Annotated in this window: 22 protein-coding genes; 10 read left to right on the top strand and 12 right to left on the bottom strand. The window is 34.1% G+C overall.

The genetic code is table 11. The features are described 5' to 3' along the window. Window positions 1-10: 10 nt before the first annotated feature. From CXF67_RS18120 to CXF67_RS06530, 5 genes are all read right to left on the bottom strand, one after another. Complete coding sequence (locus CXF67_RS18120) at window positions 11-187, bottom strand: CAL67264 family membrane protein (protein ID WP_003438524.1); 177 nt, start codon at window positions 185-187, stop codon at window positions 11-13. 108 nt (window positions 188-295) lie between these two features. Continuing rightward, the gene (locus CXF67_RS06545; protein ID WP_102088021.1) at window positions 296-982 is read right to left on the bottom strand and encodes an N-formylglutamate amidohydrolase; all 687 of its coding nucleotides are present in this window, start codon (window positions 980-982) and stop codon (window positions 296-298) included. Then, entirely contained in the window at window positions 979-2,202 is a 1,224-nt protein-coding gene (locus CXF67_RS06540; protein WP_102088020.1) for a carboxylate-amine ligase, read from the bottom strand. The genes CXF67_RS06545 and CXF67_RS06540 overlap by 4 nt, the downstream gene beginning before the upstream one ends. Continuing rightward, window positions 2,199-3,659 (bottom strand): RimK family protein, encoded by a 1,461-nt coding sequence (locus CXF67_RS06535; protein ID WP_102088019.1) that lies wholly within the window; start codon window positions 3,657-3,659, stop codon window positions 2,199-2,201. The genes CXF67_RS06540 and CXF67_RS06535 overlap by 4 nt, the downstream gene beginning before the upstream one ends. 68 nt (window positions 3,660-3,727) lie before the next feature. Further along, window positions 3,728-6,226, bottom strand: a complete 2,499-nt coding sequence (locus tag CXF67_RS06530) for an ATP-binding response regulator (protein WP_102088018.1) — start codon at window positions 6,224-6,226, stop codon at window positions 3,728-3,730. 576 nt (window positions 6,227-6,802) lie between these two features. Here CXF67_RS06530 and CXF67_RS06525 point away from each other — a divergent pair. Next, complete coding sequence (locus tag CXF67_RS06525; protein ID WP_102088017.1) at window positions 6,803-8,170, top strand: sigma-54-dependent transcriptional regulator; 1,368 nt, start codon at window positions 6,803-6,805, stop codon at window positions 8,168-8,170. Between the two features lie 120 nt (window positions 8,171-8,290). Here the strand turns inward: CXF67_RS06525 and CXF67_RS06520 are convergent, their stop codons facing one another. Together CXF67_RS06520 and CXF67_RS18115 are read right to left on the bottom strand one after the other, a co-directional pair. Then, window positions 8,291-8,923 (bottom strand): peroxiredoxin, encoded by a 633-nt coding sequence (locus CXF67_RS06520; protein WP_102088016.1) that lies wholly within the window; start codon window positions 8,921-8,923, stop codon window positions 8,291-8,293. A 518-nt stretch (window positions 8,924-9,441) separates the two neighbouring features. Next, the gene (locus CXF67_RS18115; protein ID WP_180957911.1) at window positions 9,442-9,588 is read right to left on the bottom strand and encodes a hypothetical protein; all 147 of its coding nucleotides are present in this window, start codon (window positions 9,586-9,588) and stop codon (window positions 9,442-9,444) included. Window positions 9,589-9,753: 165 nt separating this feature from the next. On the opposite strand from CXF67_RS18115, the gene CXF67_RS06515 reads away from it, so the two are divergent. The 5 genes from CXF67_RS06515 (at window position 9,754) to CXF67_RS06495 (ending at window position 15,050) form a co-directional block, all read left to right on the top strand. Next, the gene (locus CXF67_RS06515) at window positions 9,754-11,355 is read left to right on the top strand and encodes an ABC transporter substrate-binding protein (protein WP_102088015.1); all 1,602 of its coding nucleotides are present in this window, start codon (window positions 9,754-9,756) and stop codon (window positions 11,353-11,355) included. A gap of 62 nt (window positions 11,356-11,417) precedes the next feature. Beyond that, entirely contained in the window at window positions 11,418-12,743 is a 1,326-nt protein-coding gene (gene rmuC, locus CXF67_RS06510) for a DNA recombination protein RmuC (RefSeq protein WP_102088014.1), read from the top strand. 9 nt (window positions 12,744-12,752) lie between these two features. After that, window positions 12,753-13,295, top strand: a complete 543-nt coding sequence (locus CXF67_RS06505; RefSeq protein ID WP_102088013.1) for an acyl-CoA thioesterase — start codon at window positions 12,753-12,755, stop codon at window positions 13,293-13,295. Window positions 13,296-13,479: 184 nt separating this feature from the next. Then, entirely contained in the window at window positions 13,480-13,818 is a 339-nt protein-coding gene (locus CXF67_RS06500; RefSeq protein WP_015025800.1) for a P-II family nitrogen regulator, read from the top strand. Window positions 13,819-13,823: 5 nt separating this feature from the next. Next, complete coding sequence (locus CXF67_RS06495; protein WP_102088012.1) at window positions 13,824-15,050, top strand: ammonium transporter; 1,227 nt, start codon at window positions 13,824-13,826, stop codon at window positions 15,048-15,050. Window position 15,051: 1 nt separating this feature from the next. Here CXF67_RS06495 and CXF67_RS06490 read toward each other — a convergent pair whose 3' ends face one another. Beyond that, a complete protein-coding gene (locus tag CXF67_RS06490; protein ID WP_102088011.1) occupies window positions 15,052-15,765 on the bottom strand; it encodes a DUF4294 domain-containing protein in 714 nt (237 codons plus the stop codon). Window positions 15,766-15,872: 107 nt separating this feature from the next. On the opposite strand from CXF67_RS06490, the gene CXF67_RS06485 reads away from it, so the two are divergent. Beyond that, the gene (locus tag CXF67_RS06485; protein WP_102088010.1) at window positions 15,873-16,943 is read left to right on the top strand and encodes a M42 family metallopeptidase; all 1,071 of its coding nucleotides are present in this window, start codon (window positions 15,873-15,875) and stop codon (window positions 16,941-16,943) included. Between the two features lie 64 nt (window positions 16,944-17,007). Here the strand turns inward: CXF67_RS06485 and CXF67_RS06480 are convergent, their stop codons facing one another. The 3 genes from CXF67_RS06480 to aroC are packed head-to-tail and all read right to left on the bottom strand — an operon-like array spanning window position 17,008 to window position 20,389. After that, window positions 17,008-17,979, bottom strand: a complete 972-nt coding sequence (locus CXF67_RS06480; protein ID WP_102088009.1) for a T9SS type A sorting domain-containing protein — start codon at window positions 17,977-17,979, stop codon at window positions 17,008-17,010. 29 nt (window positions 17,980-18,008) lie between these two features. Next, a complete protein-coding gene (locus CXF67_RS06475; RefSeq protein ID WP_102088008.1) occupies window positions 18,009-19,325 on the bottom strand; it encodes a dicarboxylate/amino acid:cation symporter in 1,317 nt (438 codons plus the stop codon). Between the two features lie 5 nt (window positions 19,326-19,330). After that, window positions 19,331-20,389, bottom strand: coding sequence for a chorismate synthase (gene aroC / locus CXF67_RS06470; protein ID WP_102088055.1), 1,059 nt, complete (start codon window positions 20,387-20,389; stop codon window positions 19,331-19,333). Between the two features lie 205 nt (window positions 20,390-20,594). Between aroC and CXF67_RS06465 the strand changes: the two genes are divergently transcribed. Then, window positions 20,595-21,410: a UDP-2,3-diacylglucosamine diphosphatase gene (locus CXF67_RS06465; RefSeq protein ID WP_102088007.1), complete on the top strand. Its 816-nt coding sequence runs from the start codon at window positions 20,595-20,597 to the stop codon at window positions 21,408-21,410. A 38-nt stretch (window positions 21,411-21,448) separates the two neighbouring features. Further along, window positions 21,449-22,255, top strand: a complete 807-nt coding sequence (locus CXF67_RS06460; RefSeq protein ID WP_102088006.1) for a hypothetical protein — start codon at window positions 21,449-21,451, stop codon at window positions 22,253-22,255. Here CXF67_RS06460 and CXF67_RS06455 read toward each other — a convergent pair. After that, a complete protein-coding gene (locus tag CXF67_RS06455) occupies window positions 22,244-25,174 on the bottom strand; it encodes an FAD-binding and (Fe-S)-binding domain-containing protein (RefSeq protein ID WP_102088005.1) in 2,931 nt (976 codons plus the stop codon). The genes CXF67_RS06460 and CXF67_RS06455 overlap by 12 nt on opposite strands. Before the next feature lie 311 nt (window positions 25,175-25,485). On the opposite strand from CXF67_RS06455, the gene hpf reads away from it, so the two are divergent. Beyond that, window positions 25,486-25,788 (top strand): ribosome hibernation-promoting factor, HPF/YfiA family, encoded by a 303-nt coding sequence (hpf, locus tag CXF67_RS06450; RefSeq protein ID WP_015025792.1) that lies wholly within the window; start codon window positions 25,486-25,488, stop codon window positions 25,786-25,788. Window positions 25,789-25,882 lie beyond the last annotated feature (94 nt).

Below are 25,882 nucleotides of genomic sequence, written 5' to 3'. Positions count from 1 at the left end.
TTTTTCTTAATTAAACTCTTCCTTTTAGCGCATTAAACACCCAAGCTATGGCAAAAAAACCAATCCCTACGGAAGCAAAGCCCCATCCTGCAATTTCATTATACCTGAACGCTCCTAAAGCAATTAGTCCTAAGCCTACAATGATCATAATAAAAGTAGCCCAGGCTAAAACAGTATTCTTATTCATACCTTATCTTTTTATAATCGGCTAATTTACAAAAACGATTTTAAATCTTATTTCACAAGCCTTAACTATATTGATAATTTCTAAGATAAACACAAAGAATTTCACCTTTTACCAATCTAAGTTCTTCTGTAGAGATTTATAAAGTGCTCTATCAAAATACTTACTATGCCCTATTTTTGCAAATAATTTCTGATTTAATTCTAATTCTATTCCGATATATCGCTCTTGAAACTCCTGCCTTAGACTGGTTGTAAAGCCATCTGCTTTGCCTAAATAGGGATAGTTCATCCTTATTCGTTGATCTGATAAATGGGCATTTAAGTCCTTTTTAAAATGCATCGCCCATTTTTTTTCTTCAGATCTTCGGGGATCATAGAGCAAACCCACCTCTGTATTTCTTGTCTCCCCCTCCAGGACTGGTGTAAAACTATGTACCGACAGATGCAACACAGACTCTCCCTCTTTGATATAGGTATATATTTTTTTCTGAATCTCTTCTCGATATGGCTTATAATAATCTTTTATAAGTTCTCGCTTTTCTTCTTCACTAAATGATTTTGAAATACTAGAAAAAAGTTGAGAATGCTGAGGGGATCTATTGACTTCTATCAAAAGCCGACTCCAGCGATAATACGATGAAAATGTAGCTAGAGGTTTGAGGTTTTTAAATATCCTGAACGCTCCAAGATCATATCCTTGATGTGTTTCTAACCTTTGCTTGAATTCGGAAAAATATGATTTATATTTTTTTGGCAAAGCATTATTTGCATGCTCACAAGTCAAGACCAGTTTCAAGATCGAAAAAGTTGATTGGTAGATAAACAGTTTTCGAGTTGTTTATAGACCCGCAGAATATTGGTCTCAGAATAATCATCTTGAATAGCTTTTAAAGTTCTCGTTGACAAACTCCCTTCTGCAAGAATAAGACCAATAGCGTCTTGGTGTCGCTTGTCCATGCGGTGACTTACTCTTTCAAACAAATGAGTCCATATAGAACTAACTTGCATAGACTCCGAATTAATGCCTAGTACCTTTAAGTATTTTTCATTAATTACTGTAGCTCCTTCAGCTTGACATATGGTGGTTTCCAAAATGTCAAACAAATCATTCTCATGCCACGACTTTTGGACACTAAGATTAGAATAAACTTGATCGACTAACTCTTTTAGGACCTCTACAATAAAAGAGCTGATAGAAATATCTGCCAACGGACATTCCTGTAAATCTAAAATCCGAATTTCGATGGCATTCCTATCAAATCTGGCAATGGCTCCCCTGGAATTTAAAAAATGATGCTCCAAGATATTTTCTTTATCGTAAGGAGCTATAGCAGTATTAATAGGGTCGAAAATCTTAATTTGATAGTCGTGCTGAGTAAATACTTGCTCAGGGATAACTTTACCTGTCATTTCAGGGATTTGTTGTTGATTGGTCAGATACATCTTCATCCTTGCATCTTTAAACCCAGTATTCTTTCCATTTAAAATCGGAGAACTTGCGCTTAAAGCTGGAAGAATAGGAAGAATAAGTCTTACTGCTGCATGTAGTTTTTCGAATTCCAAATCATCATAAAAAGGGAGGTTGATGTGCATACTTTGCACATTGGACCAGCCATGACCTTTACAGTCAAAAATCCTGTTATAAAGAGCATATACGTCACTATATGAATGCTCCCAGAGTTTCATTTCCAAATCTGGATTCATCAAAGGATGACAAGCCGTTGGCCATAGTACCATCTCTTTTAGTTTCAATAACTTATTGATCTCAAGGATGTTTTTATGGAACTCGAGATCTAGTTGATTCAAATCTTTGGTAGGTCCATTGGTCTTTAGTTCAATGACATGGGCCGCCAATTCATTACTCCATTCTATAGTTCCATTATCCACATCAGACACCAATTGACCTGTTTTAAGCTTCATCAATTCATCTACTGCAGGTTTAATTCTTCCTGTAGAGCTATCTACAAGCATGTATTCTAGTTCTATCCCGAAGACTTCAAAAAGATGGTATTTCATAACTCCTGCTTTGAATTAAGACGGTCTTTTAGAGATGTAAGAATTGTATTGTAAACAAGATCTCCGTAAAGGCCATCTTCCACTCCAAAATCTATATTGGGATTGTCATTTATTTCTATAACTAGAGCCTTTCCTTCGACTTCTTTTATATCAATTCCATAAAGACCTTTGCCCATTATTTTAGCTGATTTTAGAGCAGCTTTCATCACTTTTTCTGGAACGTCTTCAATTGCAAAACAGTCTGCATTTCCATCTTGATCATCCTTTTTATCGGCAGACCAATTGTAAATTTGCCAGTGTCCGTTCGCCATGAAATAGCGACAAGCATAAAAAGGCTTATCATCTAAAATACCAATTCTCCAGTCATATTCTGAAAAGGTATATTCCTGTGCAATAACCAAGTCTGAAGTTTTCAGCATCTCTGTAAGCAAACTTTCAAACTCTTCCTCATTTTTTGCCTTTTTTACTCCGAAAGAAAAAGTAGAGTCTGGTGATTTCAAAACACAAGGTAAGCCTGTTATTTTAAGAACTTCATGCATATTTTCTTTATGAACGATAACGGTTTTAGGCGTGGGAATTCCATTTTTTTGAAGCGCTTCCGCCATAAATACTTTATTGCAGCACTTTAAAATTGAATCCGGATAATCAATGATAGCTAAACCATCTTGTAAGGCCTTTCTAGCAAAAGCATAAGCTTCATTATTTACCTCTGTGCTTTGTCTGATAAAAAGAGCATCAAAAGAAGAAAGTCTGTAGAAATCTTTTGGCGTTAAGATTTCCACGTAAAAGTTCATTTTTTCTGCCAAGTCTACGAATTTCTTAAGAGCTTTAGGGTTACTTGGTGGAGCAGGATCGTTGGGCTGGACCAAAATTGCTAAATCATATTCTGCCTTATTGGCCTTTGGTGTATCATATCTTTTTTTGGAAAAATACTGTGAAGCAAAATAATACATGCTTTCCAAGTGCTCTTTTGGAATTTCTGAAATTGAAATTGCCTTGATCGACTTTATGTTCCATTTAGTTGAATGTTTAAAAATTAACCTTAAAAATGGAATCTGAAAATGCCTAAAAATAAGTGTACTTAAAGCCTTATACTTTTGAGCTACATTTTGACCAAAATAAATACTGAGTGTAAACTCTTGTGACTTGATGTTTTTTAGACTTTTTTGAATCTCTTCTTCAAATTCTTCTGAAACAATTTTGACGAGCTTCCTCTCTCCTAAATCTACAAGATTATTAATAGTAGGTACTGCCAGATGGCCGCGAGCTTCTGCTAGTAAGGAGACGTAATAGCCTTTAGATTGATAGCTATATTGATCACTAAGATTAAAAACTCTCGCGTTTTTTAAATTTGCGTACTCTGGCTTTGTTAAATAATCTTGAGAAGTAATAATGGACGTATGATCGCTTGAAATAGGCCATTTCTCAGGTTGGCTTACCACTATCAATTTATTCATTTAAGGGATATAAAATAAATTAAAAGTAACCTAAATATCAATTCAAAAGTTGATGCAAAAAAATAGTTTTAAACTTTTTTGTCAATAAATTTTCTCATCCTTTCATTGATGTTTTTCCAATATTGATAAAGGTCAACCAAGGTTTTTTGATCCACCTTGCCAGTATTCTCTCTTAAATTTAGCTCGAGTGTTTTAAGGTTTTGAACCGATTTAGCATTTACTTGAGCAAAGCGAGAAGACAACTTATGGATAATTTCAGCTAAAGCCTTATTATCTTTTGCACTTAAAGCTAAACTAAATTTGGAAAGTTCTTTATCGTTTTCTTCAACTAAAGTCTCCACCAAGTCTTTTAAAAGGTCATCATCATCGTTAGCATACACCATAAGATCTTTAAAATTGAAAGACTGTCCCTCCTCCTTTTTTTTCAAATTAGTAGAGTATAACTCTTCGGTACTTTCAAGATGTAGAAGTTTTGCAACCTTTTCCAAGATCACCTCTCGTTTTACTGGTTTAAAAACCTGAGCATCAAAACTATCTAGCATCCCTTTTTCAGTCTCATCTAACATGACATTAGCAGTGGAGACCAAAGTATTCTTCAAAACAATATTTTCTTTTTTGAGATTCTCAAGCACTTCATAGCCTGTCATAAAGGGCATTTTGAAATCTATTAAATATAAATCATAATCATGATGGTCTAAAAGATGTTCAAAACCGAGTTTAGCATCAGTAAAAACGATTAAATTGGGATGATAAGGCTGGAATAGTTTTTCATAAAGTCTAGCGATCAATTTATCGTCATCCAGAATAAAAATACGTTTCCCCTTTAAAGCATTGTCAGATAAATTAAACTCCTTTCTTTTTTTCACGATGGTACTATCCTCTACTTTTTCAAATTCAAAATTCAGTTTAAAACTCGTTCCCTTATCGAGTTCGCTTTCCACATCGAGCTTCCCTCCCATTTGCTTCACTAGCTTTTGAACGATGCCCAGCCCCAATCCAGTTCCTTTCATTTTGTTTTTATGAGTTCCCGCTTGCTGGTAGTCTTGAAAAACAGTTTTCAATTCCTGTTCCGTCATGCCAATACCAGAGTCCTCAATCACTATGAATACAGCAAGTTTATCATTTTTTTCTTCAGATCTCACCTCAAGCTTTATAAATCCATCCTCTGTATATTTCAAAGCATTATGCATTAAATTATAAAGGATTTGCTGTAGCCTATGTGCATCTGCCTTTACCAATAAATCTTCTTTTGGAAGATTAAAAATAGGATCTAGCTGCTGATTCTTAATTAACTCTTTAAAGCTGCGTTTGATGTCATCAAAAACTTTAAAAAGATTACTAGGAGTGGTTACTATGTCAATAATTCCAGCTTGTATCTTAGCCATGTCCAAAATCTCATTGGTCATTTGGTAAAGATAATTGGAGGCTACTTTGATCGATTTTACATTTTCATCCGTATCATCTAGCATATCAGAATACCCTATAATGGAAGTTAAGGGAGTCCTCAACTCATGACTCATAGTCGATAAAAACTTTTGTTTTTCTATGGCATCTCGTTTTGCTTTTTCTTCGTCTGCCTTTAGTTTATTTTGATAAAAAATACTTTGGTTGATATCTTTAAAGATAATGAAAATGGCAATGATGGTAATTAAAATCAAAATAAAAATGATGGCTCCTAGTTCAAAGAAATAAGTCATCGAGTCTGTTTTCAGATTTTTAATAGAGTTCTGATAATGTTCATATTCTTCAAATAAAATTTCGTTAAGGGTATTTTCAACATAATTATTGACTTCAATGTTTTTTCTAAAAATCTCCTGTTCTTGACGTTTTAGGGAATTTAAAAGTTGGGTGCGATGACGCTGATATTCTTTTATAGCGGGAAGAATATCAAGCGTTGCTTTTTCTTCTTTATTTCTTGAAAAGACAGTATCTATAGACTCTCTAACCAAGGTATCCCTAGAACTAGTTCTAGATATCGTCGTATCATTTTCTGGTCTTGAAGAACCAAATAATCGTTGAAAAAAACCTCGCTCATCTTCTCCTTGCTGACTAAGCTCTGTCTTTTCATAGATTTCAGAGTTGATTTGTTTTATAATAGTAATAGAATCTGAAGGTTTTGCTTCAATTTTAGAAAGTTCATTATCAACAAGACCTCTGAGTTCATTTATAAATACTTCTTGAGTCTGTTCTTTTTTATTCTGTAGCTCAAAGTAATCATCTCGAATTTGTCTTAAAAGTTTTGGAATAGTATCCAAATTTCTGTCCTTGAGAATACGCTCTTGGTTAATATTATTTTTAACAGAATCTACGTTCTTTTCAATATTTGCTATTAAACTGTCGGATTTAATAGAGTTAAAACGATCTGAATCTACCAGATACAAGTTATTCAACTTGTTCAGATCTACCATGATTTTCTTCAGGTTATCAGATCTTTTATTGGGTGAAAGAGTATTTTCTACCTTATCTCCCAAGGCATTGAGACTATCATAAAAATAAAAACCTATCGCCAAGAGTCCACTAGCAAATAGGGCAAACAGCCATAACATTTTTCCTTTTAGCTTAAACATACTGTTACACGTATTGATTTATAAATTTAAAATCTTTTTAGGAATCAATAGCCTTTTAATAAAGTTCTAAACTATATATTTATGGGTTTTCCTACCAAAACCTTAACTAAAAGACCTTTAGAATTTTTATTCTTTTTCATTCAGCACTCTACTCACCTTAAGCCTTTTTACATTAGGTAATCTATAATCTAAATCTATAAAATCAAAGGTATACTTATCTATCAAATCTTTTGCAAACATAGTGCTTGGCGTTTTATGTCTTTCAGCAAAGCATTCATATATCTTTGTCTGGCAGGGCTAATTGAAAACAAAATAGATCAACTAAATAAATAATTTACAAAAATTGTGCAAAGTCTCAATTTTTAATAGCGATGTGATCTACCCGCTTTCTTTCATGGCAAGTTTTACTTTTCAGGAATCTGATGATTTGAAGGAAATTGCAAACAAAATCGACATACTGTTGAAGAGTTCAACAAAATGAATACTTTTGAGTAAAAGAAAAATAAAATCAAAAGTTATTATTTTAATTTAAGCAATTCGATAGACTTTGATTTAATATTTTAGCAAGAAAATACTGTGAGCAAAATCTTAATAGTCGACGACGATCCATTTTTCAATAAAACGCTTTCCAATTATTTAAGGAGATTCGATTATAGCATAGAAACCTCTAGCTCTTCTGAAGAAGCTTTAGAACTTTTAAAAACAGAAACTTTCGACTTAGTCATCACAGATTACAGATTACCAAAAATGAATGGCTTAGAATTAATAGAAAAGATTAAAACACATTGGAACACCCGTGTCATTTTAATCACTAATTATTCTGATATTAGAACTGCTGTGAAGTCTATTAAACTAGGGGCTTTCGAATTTGTTTCCAAACCCGTTATCCCCGAAGAGTTTAAATTAGTCATTGAAAATGCACTGAATTCTCCTTTGATTTATTCAACTAAAGATCGAAGTTCATCTGTAAAAAAGAGCCTATCTAAAGGAGCTAGTTCGACTTCTGTAGTTAAAGGAAGTAGCGAACAAGCCCAAGAACTATGGTCTTATGCAAAACAGGTGGCACCTACTCAAATGTCGGTAATGATAACCGGAGAAAGTGGTACTGGCAAAGAATACGTCGCCAAATTCATACATAACCACAGTAAAAGAAAAGACCAAGTTTTTGTGGCTATAGACTGTGGTGCTTTGCCAGAGAGTATTGCCTCTAGTGAACTTTTCGGCCACGTAAAAGGTGCTTTTACCGGAGCAGATCGCGATAAAAAAGGGCAATTTGAATTTGCCAATGGCGGTACTTTATTCCTCGACGAAATTGCAAATTTATCTTACGAATCTCAAGTAAAGCTACTACGAGTCTTACAAGAACGAAAAATAAGACCTGTTGGAGGAAACAAAGAGATTGAAATTGATGTCAGAATTATCGCAGCAACCAATGAAAATTTAACTACTGCAATTTCTGAAAATAAATTTAGAAATGATTTATTTCATAGGTTAAATGAATTCTCTCTAAATATTCCTTCCCTTAAGGAGCGACTAGAAGATTTTGAAGAATTTATTCACTTTTTTATTGCTGAAGCTTGTGACGAACTTGAAAAGGATACTGTAGATATAGACCTTCAACTTCTAGAGGATTTAAAAACATACGATTGGCCTGGAAATTTAAGAGAGATGAGGAATTTGCTGAAACGGGCGGCTTTACTTTGCCAAGAAGGCACAATTTTACACAAGCATTTACCACAATCTATTTTTGAAAAAAAAGAAGCATCTGTCGACATGACACTTCTCTCTAATGATTTAAAAGAAGTTAAGGAACATCATGAAAGGGAAATGATTCTTAAGTGTTTGAAGAAAAATAAATACAATAAAAGCAAAACTGCTAAGGAATTAAATATAGACAGAACTACACTTTATAATAAAATAAAAAGCCTTGGGCTGGATGTATAATCCATACCTCCAAAACAAGAGAGTCAATTTTATAAGGTCTTATTGATAAAATTCTATTGAAAATAAAAACCTTTGCTGGAGTATACCAACAAAGGTCAATTTTAATTTTTAAGAAATAACTTATTTTTCAGTAGGAGTCGTTCTCAAATAGGATTTTATGGCTTTATATCCAGGGAATTGTTCTTTTGCATCTTCATCACTTACCGATGGAGAAATAATAGCATCCAAACCTGGCTTCCAATCTGCTGGGGTTGCTAACTTTTTATTAGCCGTTAATTGAAGGCTATCAATAACTCTTAGCAATTCATCAAAATTTCTACCTGTAGAGGCTGGATAGGTCAATGTTAATTTTATTTTTTTGTCTGGACCAACCACAAATACGGAACGCACTGTGCCCTTTTCAGAAGCATTTGGATGAATCATGTCATATAACTCTGCTACTTTTCTATCGCTATCTGCTATAATCGGAAAATTAACAGTGGTGTTTTGAGTCTCGTTTATGTCTTTGATCCACTCATGATGGTCTTCTAAAGGGTCTACACTTAAGGCAATAACTTTTACATGTCTTCTATCAAACTCATCTTTAAGCTGAGCTGTTCGACCAAGTTCAGTCGTACATACGGGTGTAAAGTCTGCTGGGTGAGAATAAATGATTCCCCACTGGTCTCCTAACCAGTCATGAAATGAAATATTTCCTTCAGTTGTTTCAGCAGTAAAATCTGGAGCTGTATCTCCTAATCGTAAATGTGCCATAATATGAGGTTTTAGTGTTAATACTTTTTTGCTAATAAGTAGATATTTTACCGACCATAAAATTAAACAATGGAATGGAAGGTGAAGGACCTAAACCTAAGTTTAGCTTTTTATTTAGACTTTATAAATTCTTCTCATCCTAAAAAATGGAAATTTTCATTATTAAAAATAGCAATCGGCTCTTCGATGAAATCAATTTTACCAAGCTATCTAAACCCTTAGAAAAGCTCCTGTAGTATTTTATATGAAGAAAGAGCCCACAGTGAAGCCTGCTTCGTTAATCTCACATGAAGTGTACTTCGCCAAAATATTTGTTTATCAAATCTGTTATAAAGTCGGTAACTTTAGATTTTAATGTGACCTCTAAGACCAGATTATATTTATAATGCCGTATGAATAAATTAGATTATTTTTTAATTGAAATTAAAAATAATCAGCATAGGCCTTAGCTACGGTAATTATTTTTTATAAAAAGCAGGCGTAAAAAAGGCGATTTATTGCGGCATTATAAGTCTAATTTAGTGTAAAACCAAATCTACTTTATTTATATCGGCGAACTCTTCTGGTTTAAATTGAGCATAGCTGCCAATTCGAATAATGGAGACGTCACGATCTTCTTGAAACTCAACTCTTTTATAACCTTTATTTACAAAGTTACAGACCATAGTTGAGGTTTCAGATAAATTAAATTTAAAACTTAAGAAACAAAAAGTAACTTTTGAGTGGACAATTTTTAGGTGTTTTGATCTATATGAGTGCAACGAGATAAATAGAATCTTCTATCTTCGCAACGTCTGGAAAAGATAATAACCATAATTTATTTTATAAAATTGAAATACCTTTCATCACTTTCGTTTATTTTTCTGTTGAATTTATTAATTCTAGCTTCATGCTCTTCTCCAGAAGTAAATAATCGAGATCACTTAGTCTTTAGATATAATGAGCATGCCAATATTACATCTCTAGATCCAGCTTTTGCTAAAGACCAACGGAACATTTGGCCTGCTCACCAGATGTACAATACTTTAGTAAAACTGGATTCGAACCTCTCCATAGAAGAGGATCTTGCCCATTCTTGGACAATTTCTGAAGATGGTTTAACGTATACTTTCCAACTGAGACAAGACGTGTTATTTCATAAACATACTATCTTCGGAAAAGACTCCACCCGTCATGTTTCTGCAAAAGATGTAGAGTACAGTCTCAAAAGGCTTACAGATCCTGAGGTTGCTTCCCCTGGAAGTTGGGTCATGTCTAACGTAAAAAACATTGAAGCGAAAACTGATGATTTGATTGAAATTGAGTTAGAACACCGATTTCCTGCATTTCTAGGCTTATTGTCTTCAAAATTCTGCTCGGTGATTCCAAGAGAAATGCAAAACTTAGATTTTCAAACTTCGCCTATTGGAACAGGTCCATTCAAATTTAAACGTTGGGAGATCGGAGAAAAGATGGTGTTGAGAAAAAATAAATTGTATTTTAAAACAGATGCTAAAGGAAATGCTTTGCCCTATTTGGAAGCCATTTCTATCACCTTTTTACCAGATAAACAAAGTGAATTTTTAGCCTTTATCCAAGGTAAGCTTGATTTTTTAAGCGGTTTAGATCCTTCCTATAAAGACGAACTTATCACCACCAGCGGAAAGTTAAGTTCGAAATTTGAAGCTCGTGTAGATATGGATAAAAGCCCCTACCTAAACACAGAATATTTGGGGTTTTACTTAGATTCTCCTTCAACAGAGATTCAATCTCAAGACTTTAGAAAAGCAATCAATTATGCATTTGATCGAGATAAAATGATCAAGTATCTAAGAAACAATATTGGAATCCCTGCACATAAAGGTTTTATTCCAGAAGGATTGGCTGGCCAGACCACTGTAGATGGCTATTCTTACCAACCTAAAAAGGCAAAAGCTCTTATAGAGAAGTTCAAGAATGAAACAGGAATCATCTCACCAAAATTGATAATAAGCACCAATCCCTCCTATATAGATTTGGTGGAATTTATTCAAAAGGAGGTACAAAAAATTGGAATTCAAGTAGATATAGATGTCATGCCACCTTCCACCATTCGTCAAAAACGCTCTGCAGGACAATTGGATAATTTTAGAGCTAGCTGGATTGCCGATTATCCAGATGCTATCAATTACTTATCCTTGTTCTACAGTGATAACTTTTCACCCAACGGTCCTAATTACACCCATTTTAATAATGACACTTACGACAGACTCTACGAAGAAGCTTTGAAGATAACAGAAGACACAATCCGGTATAAACTTTATTCACAGATGGATTCTATCTTAGTAGAAAAAGCTCCAATGATTCCTCTCTATTATGATGAAGTGATTCGTTTTAGGTCAAAATCTGTAAGTGGGTTGGGCATTAACCCTTTTAATTTACTTGACCTATCAAAGGTTAAGAAATCTAAGTAGACCCCAAACCAAAAATTGGTTTATAGTGAAGATTCTCTTTATATCTTTGAAAAAATATCTCTATGGAATACGCATCTTATATATTTCTTGGCTTGTTTGCTCTGGCTTTAGGCTTTTTGTTGGCAAAGCTGATGGATAAATCTACGATTGCTACTTGGCAAACCAAATCATCCCACTTTCAGTCACTATATGAAGAGTCCGTTCGACGAGAGCAAAAATCAAAAGACGAGTTCATAACCGCTACCGAAAAACTTAGAGCTGAATTGAAAAGTGAAGAAAATGAACGCTTCCAAATTCAGAATAGACTCATAAGAAAGGAGACAGAATTGGAAGGTTTGGTTAATAAATGGAGGGAGCAAAAATCTGAAATGCAAGCCCTTCAAAAAAAGTTTAGTGAAGAATTTGAAAACCTTGCCCAAAGGATTTTAGAACAAAAATCTGAAAAGTTCACACTCCAAAATCAAAAAAATATAGCTCATATTTTAGACCCCTTAAAAGAGAAGTTGACCTCTTTTGAAACCAAAATTGAAAAGACGAATTCTGATTTTTTGAAAGGTCATATTCAACTTGAACAACAACTGAAATATCTCAACGAACAGAATTTGAAAATTTCAGAAGAAGCCAATAATTTAACTAATGCTCTAAAAGGCAGTAGTAAAACACAAGGCAACTGGGGAGAAATGATTTTGGAAAAAGTTCTGGAAAAATCTGGACTGACAAAAGGGCGTGAATACAGAGTACAACAGCACTTTAAGGATGAAAATGGCTTGAGCAAATTGCCTGATGTTGTAGTTTATTTACCCAATGAAAAGAAAATGATCATAGATTCTAAAGTGAGTTTAAAAGCCTACGAACGGTACATCAATTCTGACGATGAGCAAGAAAAAGCTGGACATTTAAAAGCGCACGTGAAATCTATGGAAACTCACCTTAAAGGCCTAAAAGATAAAAACTATGAGCTGCTTGGTGGAAATTCTACACCAGATTTTATTTTGATGTTTGTCCCCATTGAACCCGCCTTATTCCTTGCGCAAAGTGAGAATTCAAATTTCTTTTACTCCGCTTTCCAAGATAATATTTTGATGGTAAGTCCTACTACTTTACTCTCTACATTAAGAACTGTAGACATGGTTTGGAGCAATGAAAAACAACAACAAAATGCTGTGCAAATCGCTAAACATGCTGGTGATTTATATGATAAATTTGTTAATTTAATTGAAGGCTTAGATGAGGTTGGAAATCGCATTGATTCTACAAAATCTACTTACGATAAAGCCATGAAAAAATTGACTGGAAAACAAAATTTGATAAAAGATGTAACGTCATTAAAAGAGATGGGCGTTACTTCCAAAAAAGTCCTAAACTCAAAATGGACAGAAACTCAATAAAACTAAGCTATGACTAAAAAATTCAAACATCCTTCAGATTCTATAGTAATCTTATCACAACTCATGTTACCCTCCCATTCAAATTTTGGAGGAAAGATTCATGGTGGATTTATTCTATCACTTCTGGACCAAGTTGCTTTTGCATGTGCAGCCAAGCACTCCGAAAATTATTGTGTCACGGCAAGTGTAGACCGCGTAGACTTTTTAAACCCTGTGGAGGTTGGAGAGCTTCTTACCCTAAAATCTTCGGTAAATTACGTTGGAAGGACGTCGATGGTTGTTGGAATTCGTGTAGAATCTGAAAATATACAAAACGGAGACAAAAAACATTGTAATTCCTCCTATTTTACCATGGTAGCTAAAGATGATCATGGAAAATCTATTGAAGTTCCAGGCCTTAGATTAAGCGCTGAAGATGACTACAGGCGTTTTATCAAAAATATCAAAAGAATGGAAAATAGGAAACAACACGATGAGACCTTCAAAAATTTTAATTTTATTAGAGCAGAATACAATGAAATTTTAAAGAACTATAATGTCAAGCTTGAGTAGTTAAGGGCCATTGATAAATTTCTATCAAGACACTCGTCACTAAATTTTTTAACTCAACAAGTATTAGAGTAACTATATTTAGCTAAATCAAAACATATAATAAAATAAAACACCCCCTATTTCGTAGGGGGTGTTTTATTTTATTATATGTTTTATATATATTTACATTTAAATTTTAGGGGATATGAAAAAAATAGAGGCGATTATTAGAAAGTCTCGTTTTGATGAAGTTAAAGAAGCACTCCATCAAATAGAGGTGAATTTCTTTAGTTATTGGGACGTCACGGGTGTAGGAAATGAAAAACAAGGTCACTTATATAGGGGGATTTCTTATAGCACAAGTGATATTCAAAGACGATACTTAGTGGTTATTGTGTCTGATGATTTTGTTGACAAAACCGTAGAAACCTTAATTGAAAAGGCTAAAACTGGAGATGTTGGAGATGGAAAAATATTCATTTCCAATATTGAAGAATGTATTAGGATAAGAACAGGTGAACGTGGAACTCAAGCAACTAAATAAAAACTATGGAAAACGCTCTATTTACTGCAAATAATATATGGATGATGCTTTGCATCGCTTTGGTTTTTTTAATGCACCTAGGTTTTTCTCTTTTAGAGATTGGCTTAACTCGTCAAAAAAACACCATTAATATTTTATTCAAAAACTTTTTTATCATTTGCTCTGGACTAGTTCTCTATTATATTGTAGGCTTCAACATCATGTATCCAGGAGACTTTAATGGATGGTTTAGTCTAAGTGAAGTTGGATTGCATCTGCCAGACAATGGTCTAACCGCAGATTATGCGGATGCAGGCTATACCTATTGGACAGATTTTTTATTCCAAGGGATGTTTGCTGCGACAGCGGCAACTATAGTCTCTGGTGCTGTCGCAGAACGTATTAAAATTGGCGCCTTTATGGTATTTTCAATTATTTACGTAGGTTTTATATACCCTATTAGTGGATCTTGGCTTTGGGGAGGTGGATTTTTAAGTGATTTTGGTTTTTATGATTTTGCAGGGTCTACATTGGTGCATTCTGTTGGGGGTTGGGCGGCCCTTATGGCTGTGGTTTTCCTAGGCCCCCGTATAGGAAAGTTTAAGGGTAAAAAGATTTTTGCCATTCCAGGCCATAATATTCCTTTAGCTGCAACTGGAGTGTTTTTACTCTGGTTTGGTTGGTTTGGATTTAATGGAGGCTCAGTACTTTCTGCAGATCCAGCCAGTACTTCTATCGTACTCGTCACCACAAGTTTAGCCGCTGCATCTGGAGGCTTAGGAGCCTGCATCAGTAGTTTTTTGGTCTTCAAAAATTTTGATGTAACGATGTTTATGAATGGTATATTAGGAGGACTTGTAGGAATAACAGCAGGCGCAGATTTGATGTCCCCCCTAGAGTCAATTGCCATAGGACTCATTGCTGGGCTAATCATTATTCTAGCCGTTAAATTAATGGATATTATAAGAATAGACGATCCTGTAGGAGCAATTCCTGTTCACTTGTGTTGTGGTATCTGGGGAACTTTGGCAGTAGGCCTATTTGGAAATATGGCAGGAACAGAACAGTTTTTTATACAGTTGGTATCTATAGCAACTGTTGGTGGGTTTTGTTGCTTCAGCGCTAGTATCATCCTATGGCCTATCAAGACATTTATGGGCTTAAGAGTATCATCTAAACACGAAGTTGAAGGTTTAGATATTCACGAACATGGTATGGATGCATATGCAGATTTTGGTTTAAATCAACATTGATTTAATACCGATTGGATCTTATGGCAGAAGGAGGTATCAAACCAGATTCTTTTTGCCATTTTTCCATTAAGTCCATAAGATTAATTTTAAACTTAGGAGATTGTCTTTCAAGATGTTCTGATTGAAATTCTCTTTGTAAAATATCTTCAATATAAAAGTCTTCTTTAATTTCTGAAGGATTAAATTCTTCTTTTAAAGAAATATTAAACAAACTAGCGGTGGTATTATACCAAAAGGCTCGCCATCCAGAACGGAGGTCTTTTACCAAATCGAAGGTGGTTACACCAGTTTGGCGATGAATTAGTTTAACTAAGATTTGACCTTCAGTTTTTGTTAGTTTTTTTAATTCTTCTGTAAACTCCTCTTCTACATACCTTTGAATAACTCTGGTATACTGTCTTTTTGAAGGTTTAGAGTCAATACTCGATAAGCGTTTGTTTAAAGTTTCAAAACGTTCTGAAGCTAGCTTTACATAAGGCCATACCTTTTTAGTTTTGCGTTTTAATATGAGGTAATCTCTAAAATCGTCTCGACTTTTAAATTTAAGTTTAGGATATATCATTACTTCCTCTAACTCAACTTCACTTACCCAAGAGGCATCTTTACCTATGATTAGGTATTGTTGATTGGAGCAAGTTGATGTCTCTTGATATCTTGCCTCCTGAGCACTTACTGAGACACCTGCTAACAGAAAAAAAGCTATAGCTAATTTCAAAATAAAATAATTTATAGTATGAACCTCTAAAATTGTTCCAAAATTAAGGATTCGTTTTCAACTATATCTCAATACTTTATTAAATTCGCACAACAAAAAGAATAGATATGAACGATAATTCACTAAAATTTTTAGAAAAGTATTTAAATAATGCCGCTCCAACTGGTTATGAATCGGAGGGTCAAAAGCTTTGGATGGACTATCTAAGACCTTACGTAGATGAATTCATTACAGATACTTATGGAACAGCCGTTGGTATTATAAATCCTGATGCCGATTTTAAGGTGGTTATAGAAGGTCATGCCGATGAAATATCCTGGTACGTCAATTATATCACTGATGAAGGTTTAATTTATGTGATAAGAAATGGAGGCAGCGATCATCAGATAGCAACTTCCAAGCGGGTAAACATCCATACCAAAAAAGGCATTGTAAAAGGAGTTTTTGGATGGCCAGCCATACACACCAGAGATAAATCGAGCGAGCAATCCCCTAAATCTGATAACATTTGTATAGATGTTGGTTGTGATACTAAAGAAGAGGTTGAAAAGCTTGGAGTCCATGTTGGTTGTGTCATTACCTATCCAGACGAATTTTTCATTCTGAATGGAGATAAGTTTGTGTGTAGAGGTTTAGATAATAGAATGGGTGGTTTTATGATTGCTGAAGTGGCTAGAATGCTAAAGGAAAACAATGTAGTGCTACCATTTGGATTATACATTACTAACTCTGTTCAAGAAGAAATTGGCTTACGAGGAGCTGAAATGATAGCCCAAACCATTAAGCCTAATGTAGCTATTGTCACTGACGTTTGTCACGACACGACTACGCCAATGATAGAAAAGAAAAAAGAAGGTTTTACTAAGATTGGGGCAGGTCCTGTTATAAGTTATGCTCCAGCAGTACAAAACAAACTGAGAGAACTTCTTATCGATACTGCAGAGAAACACAATATTCCCTTTCAACGTTTAGCTGCAAGCCGAATGACAGGTACAGATACTGATGCGTTTGCTTATAGCAATGGCGGTGTAGCATCAGCGCTTATCTCTTTACCGTTAAAATATATGCATACCACCGTAGAGATGGTACATGAATCTGATGTTGAAAACGTCATCAAATTAATTTATAACTCTTTACTTGAAATTAAAAATGGGGAAGATTTCAGTTATTTCAAATAGTAACGAAATCATCATCAAATTAAAAAGGCAGCTATATAGCTGCCTTTTTAATATAAATTTAGAATTAGCGTTTAATTATTTTCTTAGTAAAGGTATTGTTGTTTGAATTTATCCTAACTAAATATATACCATTTGGAAGGTGTGAGATATTAATTTCTTTTTCATTTGAATTTAACAAAACAACTTGACCTAATAAAGTATAAATTTCAGTTTCAAATTTGGATAAGTTCGTTTTTATATTAATTATTTCAGAAACAGGGTTTGGGTATAAATCGAAATCCAAATCAATGAAACTAGAAATATTTAATGTTGTATTCCTAAATTCATAAACAGTATTTTCTGGTATTGTACCGTTAAGCACATAAGGTTCATCTAAAAATTGCCCAGCTAGTATGGTTTCTACTGTAGGATCATCAGGACGTTCTGTTAAAAAATAGGCATTATCTAGGAATCCATCATTTAAAAGATCATTAGAAGAAGCAACAGCTACAGATGTTCCACTTAAGAAATCATAAACTTCATCAGCATTACTGATTTGAACAGAACCATAATGATATTCAATTTTATTCAAATTTTCATATAGCCACATTTGGACATTCATAAAATCCTCTCTTGCTTCGTCATTAAAAAATCCAACATTTTTCCACTGAATTTTTAAAATTTTACCTTCATCTCCTTCTACCAACTTATATGAGATATCAGATTCCGACACATTTGATTCTAAACCTCGATCGATATAATCTAAGGTGGTTGGTGCAAAAATAGGTGAGTTATTAAAATCGCTTGGGCTTAAAGTTACTTCTGCACCTAATGAAAATTCTTCATTTATATACAAAGTATTAAAAATATTTGAGCTCAGTTCAAAATCAAACCCAAGTGGAATAACTAAATCCGGATCATCCCATACTAGACCGTTTGTAAGTGAAATAGGATTATCCAAATCCTCGTAAACTTCTGAGCGTGTAATAACTTCAAACTCAGTTTGAGCAAAAAGGTTGACGGAGAAAAAGAAAACACAGATGTAAATTTTTTTCATAATTTTTATTGCAAAAATATGACAAAAACTTATTTAAAATCTTTTTCTTTTGTGAACTTATCATTCCAGTTTTTCACTTTTGGATCGCCTAATTTGTTTTGTGATTTTGCCACTAACATAGCTACAGCGGCGTCACCGGTCACATTTACAGAAGTTCTTAACATGTCTAAGGGTCTGTCTACAGCAAAAATAAGAGCAAGACCAGCTTCAGGTATTCCAGCCTGACCAAGAACTATAACAAGCATAACCATTCCTGCTCCTGGTACTGCTGCGGAACCTATTGAGGCTAAAGTTGCAGTAGCAATAATCCCAAGCTGAGCAACAAAACTCAGCTCCATACCAAAAGCTTGAGCGATGAACACGGCAGCTACTGCCTGATATAAACTAGTTCCATCCATGTTAATAGTTGCACCTATGGGTAATACGAAACTGGAAACTTGAGGATGTACCCCGAGATGCTCCTCTACTCTTTCCATTGTTACGGGTAAAGTTGCAGCACTAGAACTTGTAGAAAAGGCCAAGAGTTGAGCTGGTGAGATACCATTGAGAAAGAAACGCGGTGATTTTTTGGTGAAGATGCCTACAATTAACGCATAAACTCCAATCATAATAATTAGCCCACACACGACACACAAGCCGTAAAATGCCAAAGCAATAAAGAGATCTGCGCTTGGTGCTTCAACGACCAAGGCTGCTAATAATGCAAAAACACCATAAGGTGCTGCTAACATAATAAGATCTATCATTTTCAATATAACCTCATTTAAGGAATCAAAAAATTCTTTGATGGGCCTAGATTTTTTTTCTGGTATTAAAATCATGCCAATACCAAAAAAGATAGCAAAGAAAATAACTTGTAGCATATTAGAATTGCTAGATGCTGCTCCAAATATATTATCTGGCACCAAGTCTTCTAAGGCTTGCAGAGGTCCAGAATCCTTTTGCCTTTGGGCATTTTGCCTGGTTAATTCTGCATCACCCCCATAACTTTGTACGAGTTCTTCTCGGGTTTCACTTTCTATGCTCTTACCAGGCTCGAATATATTAACAATAGCAAGACCGATGCTCACCGCAATAACTGTAGTCGCTAAATAGGTAAGAATAGTTCTTAGGCCCATTTGTGAAAGGCTTGAAATATCCTTTAAATCAGATACTCCTTTGATAAGAGACGCTAAAATCAAGGGAACTGCAATAAGTTTAAGGGCATTGATGAACATACTACCAAATGGCTTAATCCAATCGGTGATAAAATCGCTTCCCCAGCTAAAAAAAGATAAAATGTATGCGAAAGCAATTCCCAATCCCATACCAATAAGGATTTGCCAGTGTAATTCTAATTTTTTCATTAAATTTAATTAAGAGATTTATTTTGTAAAAAGGCGTCTGCCAAAACTAAAGCCGACATAGCCTCAACAACAGGAATAGCTCTAGGAACTACGCATGGATCGTGACGACCTTTGCCTTGCATTTCTACTTCTTGAGCGTTTTTGTTTATCGTTTTTTGCTTTTGCATAAGGGTAGCCACAGGTTTAAAAGCTACTCTAAAATTGATATTCATCCCGTTGGAAATACCACCTTGTATACCACCACTATGATTGGTTTTAGTGGTTCCATCTACATTGAACAAATCATTATGTTCACTCCCTTTCATCGAAACACCTTCAAAACCAGAACCATAATCAAATCCTTTTACAGCATTAATAGTCATCATAGCTTTACCTAAATTAGCATGAAGTTTTTCAAAAATAGGATCACCTAGGTTTTTAGGAACATTGGAGATTATACATTTAACAACACCACCAATAGTATCTCCCTCTTTTCTTATTTTTTTAATATAATCTTCCATTTCAACAGCCCTCATTACATTAGGACATCTAACAGGATTCTTTTCGATAACATCAAAGTCAACACTATCTTCACTCTGTAATTCTAAACCTCCTACAGCGTGAGTATAAGCCGTGAAATGGACATCATTCAGAATTTGTTTAGCTATAGCACCAGCAACAACCCAAGAAGCAGTTTCCCTCGCGCTAGATCTTCCTCCGCCTCTATAATCTCTTTGGCCGTATTTTTGATCATACGTGTAATCGGAGTGATTTGGTCTATACACATCTTTTATATGACCGTAATCTTTTGATTTATTATCTGTATTGTGAATTTCGAATCCAATTGGTAACCCTGTGGTTAACCCTTCAAAAATTCCTGACTTAAAGTGAACGATATCAGACTCTTTACGTTGAGTGACTATTGCAGATTGACCAGGTTTTCTTCTATCCAAATCTTTCTGGATTTTCTCTAAATCCAATTGGATTCCTGGAGGAACTCCATCTAGAATTCCACCAATGGAGACTCCGTGAGACTCACCAAAGGTTGTAAGTTTAAGAAAATTTCCGAAGCTATTTGATGCCATATGTGGTTTTAAACAAATGTAATCGTTTTCATCAATAATCAAAAAACAATCTAAGTAGATTACAGTAAAAATCGATATTCTGTCTTGAAGGAGGTAAATTTTATGTTAACCGTTTATATCAGTTAATAATCTTTATATCAACCTTTCATAATGTACAATTTACCTATTGGTAATATGTTCTCGCTTACTTTGAATAAAACTTCTCATTTTGAAAAGAAAAGTCAACTTAGTGGTTTTGTCCGATATTCATTTAGGCACCTTTGGATGCCGTGCTGATGAATTATTAATCTATCTGAATTCAATCCAACCCAAAAAAATAATTCTAAACGGTGATATCATTGATATTTGGCAATTCAAAAAAAATTGCTTTCCAAAAACTCATTTAGAAATCATCAAAACTTTAATTGAATTCTCAATGACAGGAACAGAGATTACATATATTACAGGTAATCATGATGAAATGCTGAGAAAACTAAGCACTCTTGAAATCGGAAATATTAAACTTGTCGACAAACTGACCTTGACTCTTAACGGTAAAAAGGCTTGGTTTTTTCATGGCGATGTGTTCGATATTTTTATCCAAAATGCAAAGTGGGTTGCAAAGCTTGGTAGCTGGGGGTACGACTTACTTATATTAGGCAATAGATTTTTAAACTTTTGGCTTTTAAAGTTTGGTAAAGAAAAATATTCATTGTCCAAAAAAATTAAAAACTCCGTCAAAAAAGCAGTGAAATGTATTGATGATTTTGAAAAAACTGCAACAGATTTGGCTATAGAAAAGGGTTACCACTATGTGATTTGCGGACACATACATCAGCCACAAATATCCAGAAAAGTTAACAAAAAAGGAACTTGCCTATATTTAAATTCTGGCGATTGGGTTGAAAACTTAACTGCCCTAGAATTTCATAATAACCGTTGGAAACTCTTCCGCTATTCTGATTTAGGAAAAAAAGAAATAAAAACTAGTGATGAAAATTGCACAAGTGCCTCTATTGTTATCAATGACAAAGAAGCTTAGTCGTGAAAAATACCTAAATTGCATAAAATGTCCATTTTATGAAAAAAGTAAGTGTTTATCTAGGTATTATTTTACTTTTGATTTGTTACTCTTGTGCAAGCGAGGATGAAAATATCCTCTTATCAGACTCAAATTATTTCCCTCTAGCTTTAGATAATTCTTGGATTTATGAGAACACCGCTATAGAAAATTCGAACACCATAACAGGTCGTGAAAACTTAAGTGTTTCTAGGGTCAATGCTGAAAACCCACAACGCTTTAGTTTTACCAAAACGGTTACTAATTTTTCTGGGGTTTTTACCACTATTCTTAGTTCAGGAGAAGTCTTTAAACAGAATGGTGAGCAAACCGTCATTTTTGATGGAGAATATTCAGTTTTTCTCAATGATGAACTTCCAAACTTTACGATACCTTTATCAGAGGTTACTCTTTACGATGCAGCCTTAATTCAAGGAGACGTTCTTTATTCTTCTTTAGGCGGAATTGAAAGAAACATAAATGGTTTTCCAGTAAGCCTTGAGTATGAAATCAATTTTGCTCATGCTGGTTTTATGGATAATATGACTGTAAACGGTCAGACCTATTCAGACGTATACAGCTCAAAAATCAACCTTAGTTTATCGGCAAGTGTTTTTATTGTCTTTTCTGATTTTACGATTCTTCAAGAGCAGAACGCCTCCACGATAATTAATTACTACGCAAAAGATATCGGTTTAATTAAAAGTGATGTCAGCACAGACCTTACTTTTGAAGATATCCCAGAACAGTTGAATTTTGAAATTCCAGATGTCTCTATTCGGTCCAATCAAAAACTGATAGACTCTTCGATAGATTTAAACTTCTAAGACAAATTTATTTAAAATAGTCACTGGATGTAAAGCCTCTTTTTGAGTGCCATCTTTTATTTGATGTCTACAACTGGTTCCATTTGCACAAATGATAGCCTCTTTTGATTTTCTAACTGCTGGAAACAAAACAAGTTCTCCTATAGATTGGCTCACTTGATAATGCTCTTTTTCGTAACCAAAACTTCCTGCCATTCCACAACATCCTGAAGGTATTAAAGTAACTTTAAAATTTTCAGGTAGATTTAGAAGATTGAACGTATGAATTTGGCTGGATAACGCTTTTTGATAACAATGGCTATGAATTTTTATATCTTGTTTTTCACTAGAAAACTGCTTAGAAGTCAAGTTCCCTTTTTGAATTTCAGCATTTAAAAATTCTTCAATAAGAAAAACATTCTTGGACAGCTCATTTGCTGAAGATTGATCTGAAGCCAACTTCAAATACTCGTCTCTAAAACTTAAGATTGTTGAAGGTTCAATACCTAACAACGGAAGGTCTTCAGAAATTATATCTTTAAAAATTTCAACATTAGCATCCACAAACTTTTGAGCTTCATCCAATAAGCCTTTTGAAAAATAACTCCTTCCACTTTCAGGGTGATCTATAATTTTGACTTCATAGCCCAGTTTCACTAAAAGCTGAACAGCATCTACACCAATAGTGACATCTAGATAGTTTGTAAATTCATCGATAAATAGATAAATGGATTGTTTTGGTTTTCCTTTAGGATAAAGTGAGATTTTTCCATTTTTTATTTTTCGCTTTAATGATGTAGAATATAAAGTAGGTAGACTTCTTTCTCTTGCAACTCCAGCAATTTCTTTAATGACAGGGGCTATCAACTTATTAGTGTTTAACCAATTATAAAGTGGGGCTATTTTAGAGGCTAAAGTATTGATGGTATTATTTTTAGCAAAGACCATGGTACGAAGTTTTACACCATTAGCCTTTTGATATTGATACTGAAATTCAGTTTTGAAAGCACCGACATCTACATTACTCGGACATTCGTTTTTACAAGCTTTGCAACTAATACACAAATCAAAAATTTCTTTAAGATTTTCATTGTCAAACGGATTTTTACTTTCGTGACCATTTGTCAAAACCTCACGGAGCATATTGGCTCTTGCTCTAGTCGTATCTTTCTCATTACGAGTAGCTTGGTAACTTGGGCACATTCCTCCTTCAAACTCATGAGATTTTCTACAATCTCCACTCCCATTGCACTGTTCTGCTGCTCGAAGGATTCCCATACTTTTAGAAAAATCCATTTTTGTAGAAATCTCAGGCTCTACTCTATCCACCTCATACCGTAAATCTGAATCAATAGGTTTTGGGTTGACTATTTTTCCTGGATTAAACAGATTTTGAGGATCAAATAGATGTTTAATTTCATTGAAAACTGCATAACATTCCTCTCCAACAACTAGCCTTGTAAAAGGCGCCCTAACTCTTCCATCTCCATGCTCACCACTTAAGGCGCCTTTATAAGACTTTACAAGATTGGCGACATCCTCAGAAATATTTTTAAACTCTTCAACTCCTTGGGATGTTTTTAGATTTAGGATAGGTCGTAAGTGAAGCTCACCAGCACCAGCATGGGCATAATACACAGCTTTCTGATTGTATGATTTCATTATTTTTGTAAAATCTGCTATGTAATGCGGTAAGTCTGGAATAGCCACTGACGTGTCTTCAATACAAGCTATTGCTTTCCCATCTCCTATAAGATTACCTAGAAGACCAAGACCCGCCTTTCTCAACTCTGTAGCCAACTCTATTCCGCCATTTTTTAAGACTGGTGAAGCATAAGCTTTAGTTTTCAGTTTTATATCATCGAGTAAATTTTGAACTTGAAGTTCCAGGTCACTAAGAGAATTCGATTTTAACTCTAACATTAAAATCGCCTCAGGATCTTGTTCAATAAAAAAACGATGATCCTTGTATTTCATACTTTCTTTAGTACAGTCTAAGATGGTTTTGTCCATCATCTCACAAGTAAATAAATGATGACATAGTGTAAGCTCTACGGACTCCAAGCACTCTGAAATACTACTAAAATGTGCGGCAATCATCGCTGAATGTCTAGGAGCAACATGGTCTAATTGAAGCTCCATTTCTGTAGCTATAAACAAAGTACCCTCACTTCCACATAAAAGTTTATTAAGGTTGAATTCATCAATAGACTCTTTGTTAAAAAAGGATGAATTGTATAACTCGTCTATGGCGTAACCTGTATTTCTTCTATGTATGGAAGATTTAGGAAATCCATTTTCAATAATATCTTCAATATCTAGCCTTTGAAACAACTCATTGAAATACCTGTAAATTGAGCCCTCTAAAGATTCTAATTTTAACTTGTTTTGGAATTCATTTTTATTAAGAGTTTTAACTTCGATATAACTACCATCGGATAAAAACCCCTTAGAAGTTATAATTTTATCCCTGGTCACGCCGTATCTTATTGAGGTCGTCCCGGAGGAGTTATTACCAAACATACCACCAACATTGCAACGGTTACTAGTTGACGTATTTGGACCGAAGAATAAGTCATGACTAGATAGAAATTTATTCAAACTATCTCTTACAATCCCTGGTTGTAGTCTTATACTATTAGTGATCTTATCAAAATTAAGTTGAGACGTAAAATACTTACTTAAATCCACCACCATTCCATCTGTGACGCATTGACCCGCTAGAGAAGTTCCTGCGGCTCTTGGAGTTATTGATATATTATATAGGGCGGAAAATTTTATAATTTTTTTTAAATCATTTTCGTTTTTAGGATAGCAGACAGCAAGTGGAAGTTCCCTATACACAGATGCATCAGTTGCATAAATAATTTGATGAAGGTCATCTTGATAAAGTTCTCCTTCAATTGATTTTGATAAGTCTTGTAAGTAGGAGGCTTGCATTGTGAATTGAGAATTTTAGATATTTAATTATGCTAAAATACCATGAATACTATAAAGTTTTACAGAAACGAAAGATAAGATTTGGATGCTCAAGATTATTTATTAAATCCAAACTTTTAAATAAATAATAACACATGCACAGTACTTAAAGTTAAATATTAAATATTTTAATTAAAATTTTGAAAAAAATAAGTATTGCATATTTTATTTATTAAAGTTATATAAGGAAATTATTTAAATGAATAATTTCACTTGCAAAGCTTACACTCTTTGTAATATAACTGAATAATAGATTATTAAAATTAAAAATTATGGACATCAATTTTAATTACGTACACGTTACGGCAAGTGAAAGGCTTGAAGAGTTAGTGACTAAAAAACTCGAAAAGCTTCAGGATAGATATGATTGGATTGTGAGATCTGAAGTCTTTTTCAAAACAGAAAACACATCTAGTCCTAAAACAGGTATGATTTGCGAAATCAAATTAAGTGCTCCTGGTCAAAATTTATTTGCATCCTCTAATGAAAAAGGATTTGAAGTTGCCATTACCAACACAATTGATGATGTTAAAAGGCAGCTCCAAAAAAAGAAGGAAAAGATGTCTTCACATTAATTCTATTTGATAAATTGTTAAACAAATAAGCTGAGCGTTTGTAAACGCTCAGCTTATTATTTGAAAAAAAATATGTAACCTATTATTCTTGTAA

Source organism: Psychroflexus sp. MES1-P1E, from assembly GCF_002836055.1.
In the GTDB taxonomy this organism is placed as follows: Bacteria; Bacteroidota; Bacteroidia; order Flavobacteriales; family Flavobacteriaceae; genus Psychroflexus.
Note: the sequence above shows the minus strand (reverse complement) of the source record. Positions and strands in the feature narration are given on the sequence as shown.

Bases quoted from the DNA above. Each gene is read 5' to 3' on its own strand.
- CXF67_RS18120 (WP_003438524.1), bottom strand. From the start codon at position 187: ATGAATAAGAATACTGTTTTAGCCTGGGCTACTTTTATTATGATCATT.
- CXF67_RS06540 (WP_102088020.1), bottom strand. From the start codon at position 2,202: ATGAAATACCATCTTTTTGAAGTCTTCGGGATAGAACTAGAATACATG.
- CXF67_RS06535 (WP_102088019.1), bottom strand. From the start codon at position 3,659: ATGAATAAATTGATAGTGGTAAGCCAACCTGAGAAATGGCCTATTTCA.
- CXF67_RS06530 (WP_102088018.1), bottom strand. From the start codon at position 6,226: ATGTTTAAGCTAAAAGGAAAAATGTTATGGCTGTTTGCCCTATTTGCT.
- CXF67_RS06520 (WP_102088016.1), bottom strand. From the start codon at position 8,923: ATGGCACATTTACGATTAGGAGATACAGCTCCAGATTTTACTGCTGAA.
- CXF67_RS18115 (WP_180957911.1), bottom strand. From the start codon at position 9,588: ATGGTCTGTAACTTTGTAAATAAAGGTTATAAAAGAGTTGAGTTTCAA.
- rmuC (WP_102088014.1), top strand. From the start codon at position 11,418: ATGGAATACGCATCTTATATATTTCTTGGCTTGTTTGCTCTGGCTTTA.
- CXF67_RS06505 (WP_102088013.1), top strand. From the start codon at position 12,753: ATGACTAAAAAATTCAAACATCCTTCAGATTCTATAGTAATCTTATCA.
- CXF67_RS06500 (WP_015025800.1), top strand. From the start codon at position 13,480: ATGAAAAAAATAGAGGCGATTATTAGAAAGTCTCGTTTTGATGAAGTT.
- CXF67_RS06495 (WP_102088012.1), top strand. From the start codon at position 13,824: ATGGAAAACGCTCTATTTACTGCAAATAATATATGGATGATGCTTTGC.
- CXF67_RS06485 (WP_102088010.1), top strand. From the start codon at position 15,873: ATGAACGATAATTCACTAAAATTTTTAGAAAAGTATTTAAATAATGCC.
- CXF67_RS06480 (WP_102088009.1), bottom strand. From the start codon at position 17,979: ATGAAAAAAATTTACATCTGTGTTTTCTTTTTCTCCGTCAACCTTTTT.
- CXF67_RS06475 (WP_102088008.1), bottom strand. From the start codon at position 19,325: ATGAAAAAATTAGAATTACACTGGCAAATCCTTATTGGTATGGGATTG.
- aroC (WP_102088055.1), bottom strand. From the start codon at position 20,389: ATGGCATCAAATAGCTTCGGAAATTTTCTTAAACTTACAACCTTTGGT.
- CXF67_RS06460 (WP_102088006.1), top strand. From the start codon at position 21,449: ATGAAAAAAGTAAGTGTTTATCTAGGTATTATTTTACTTTTGATTTGT.
- CXF67_RS06455 (WP_102088005.1), bottom strand. From the start codon at position 25,174: ATGCAAGCCTCCTACTTACAAGACTTATCAAAATCAATTGAAGGAGAA.
- hpf (WP_015025792.1), top strand. From the start codon at position 25,486: ATGGACATCAATTTTAATTACGTACACGTTACGGCAAGTGAAAGGCTT.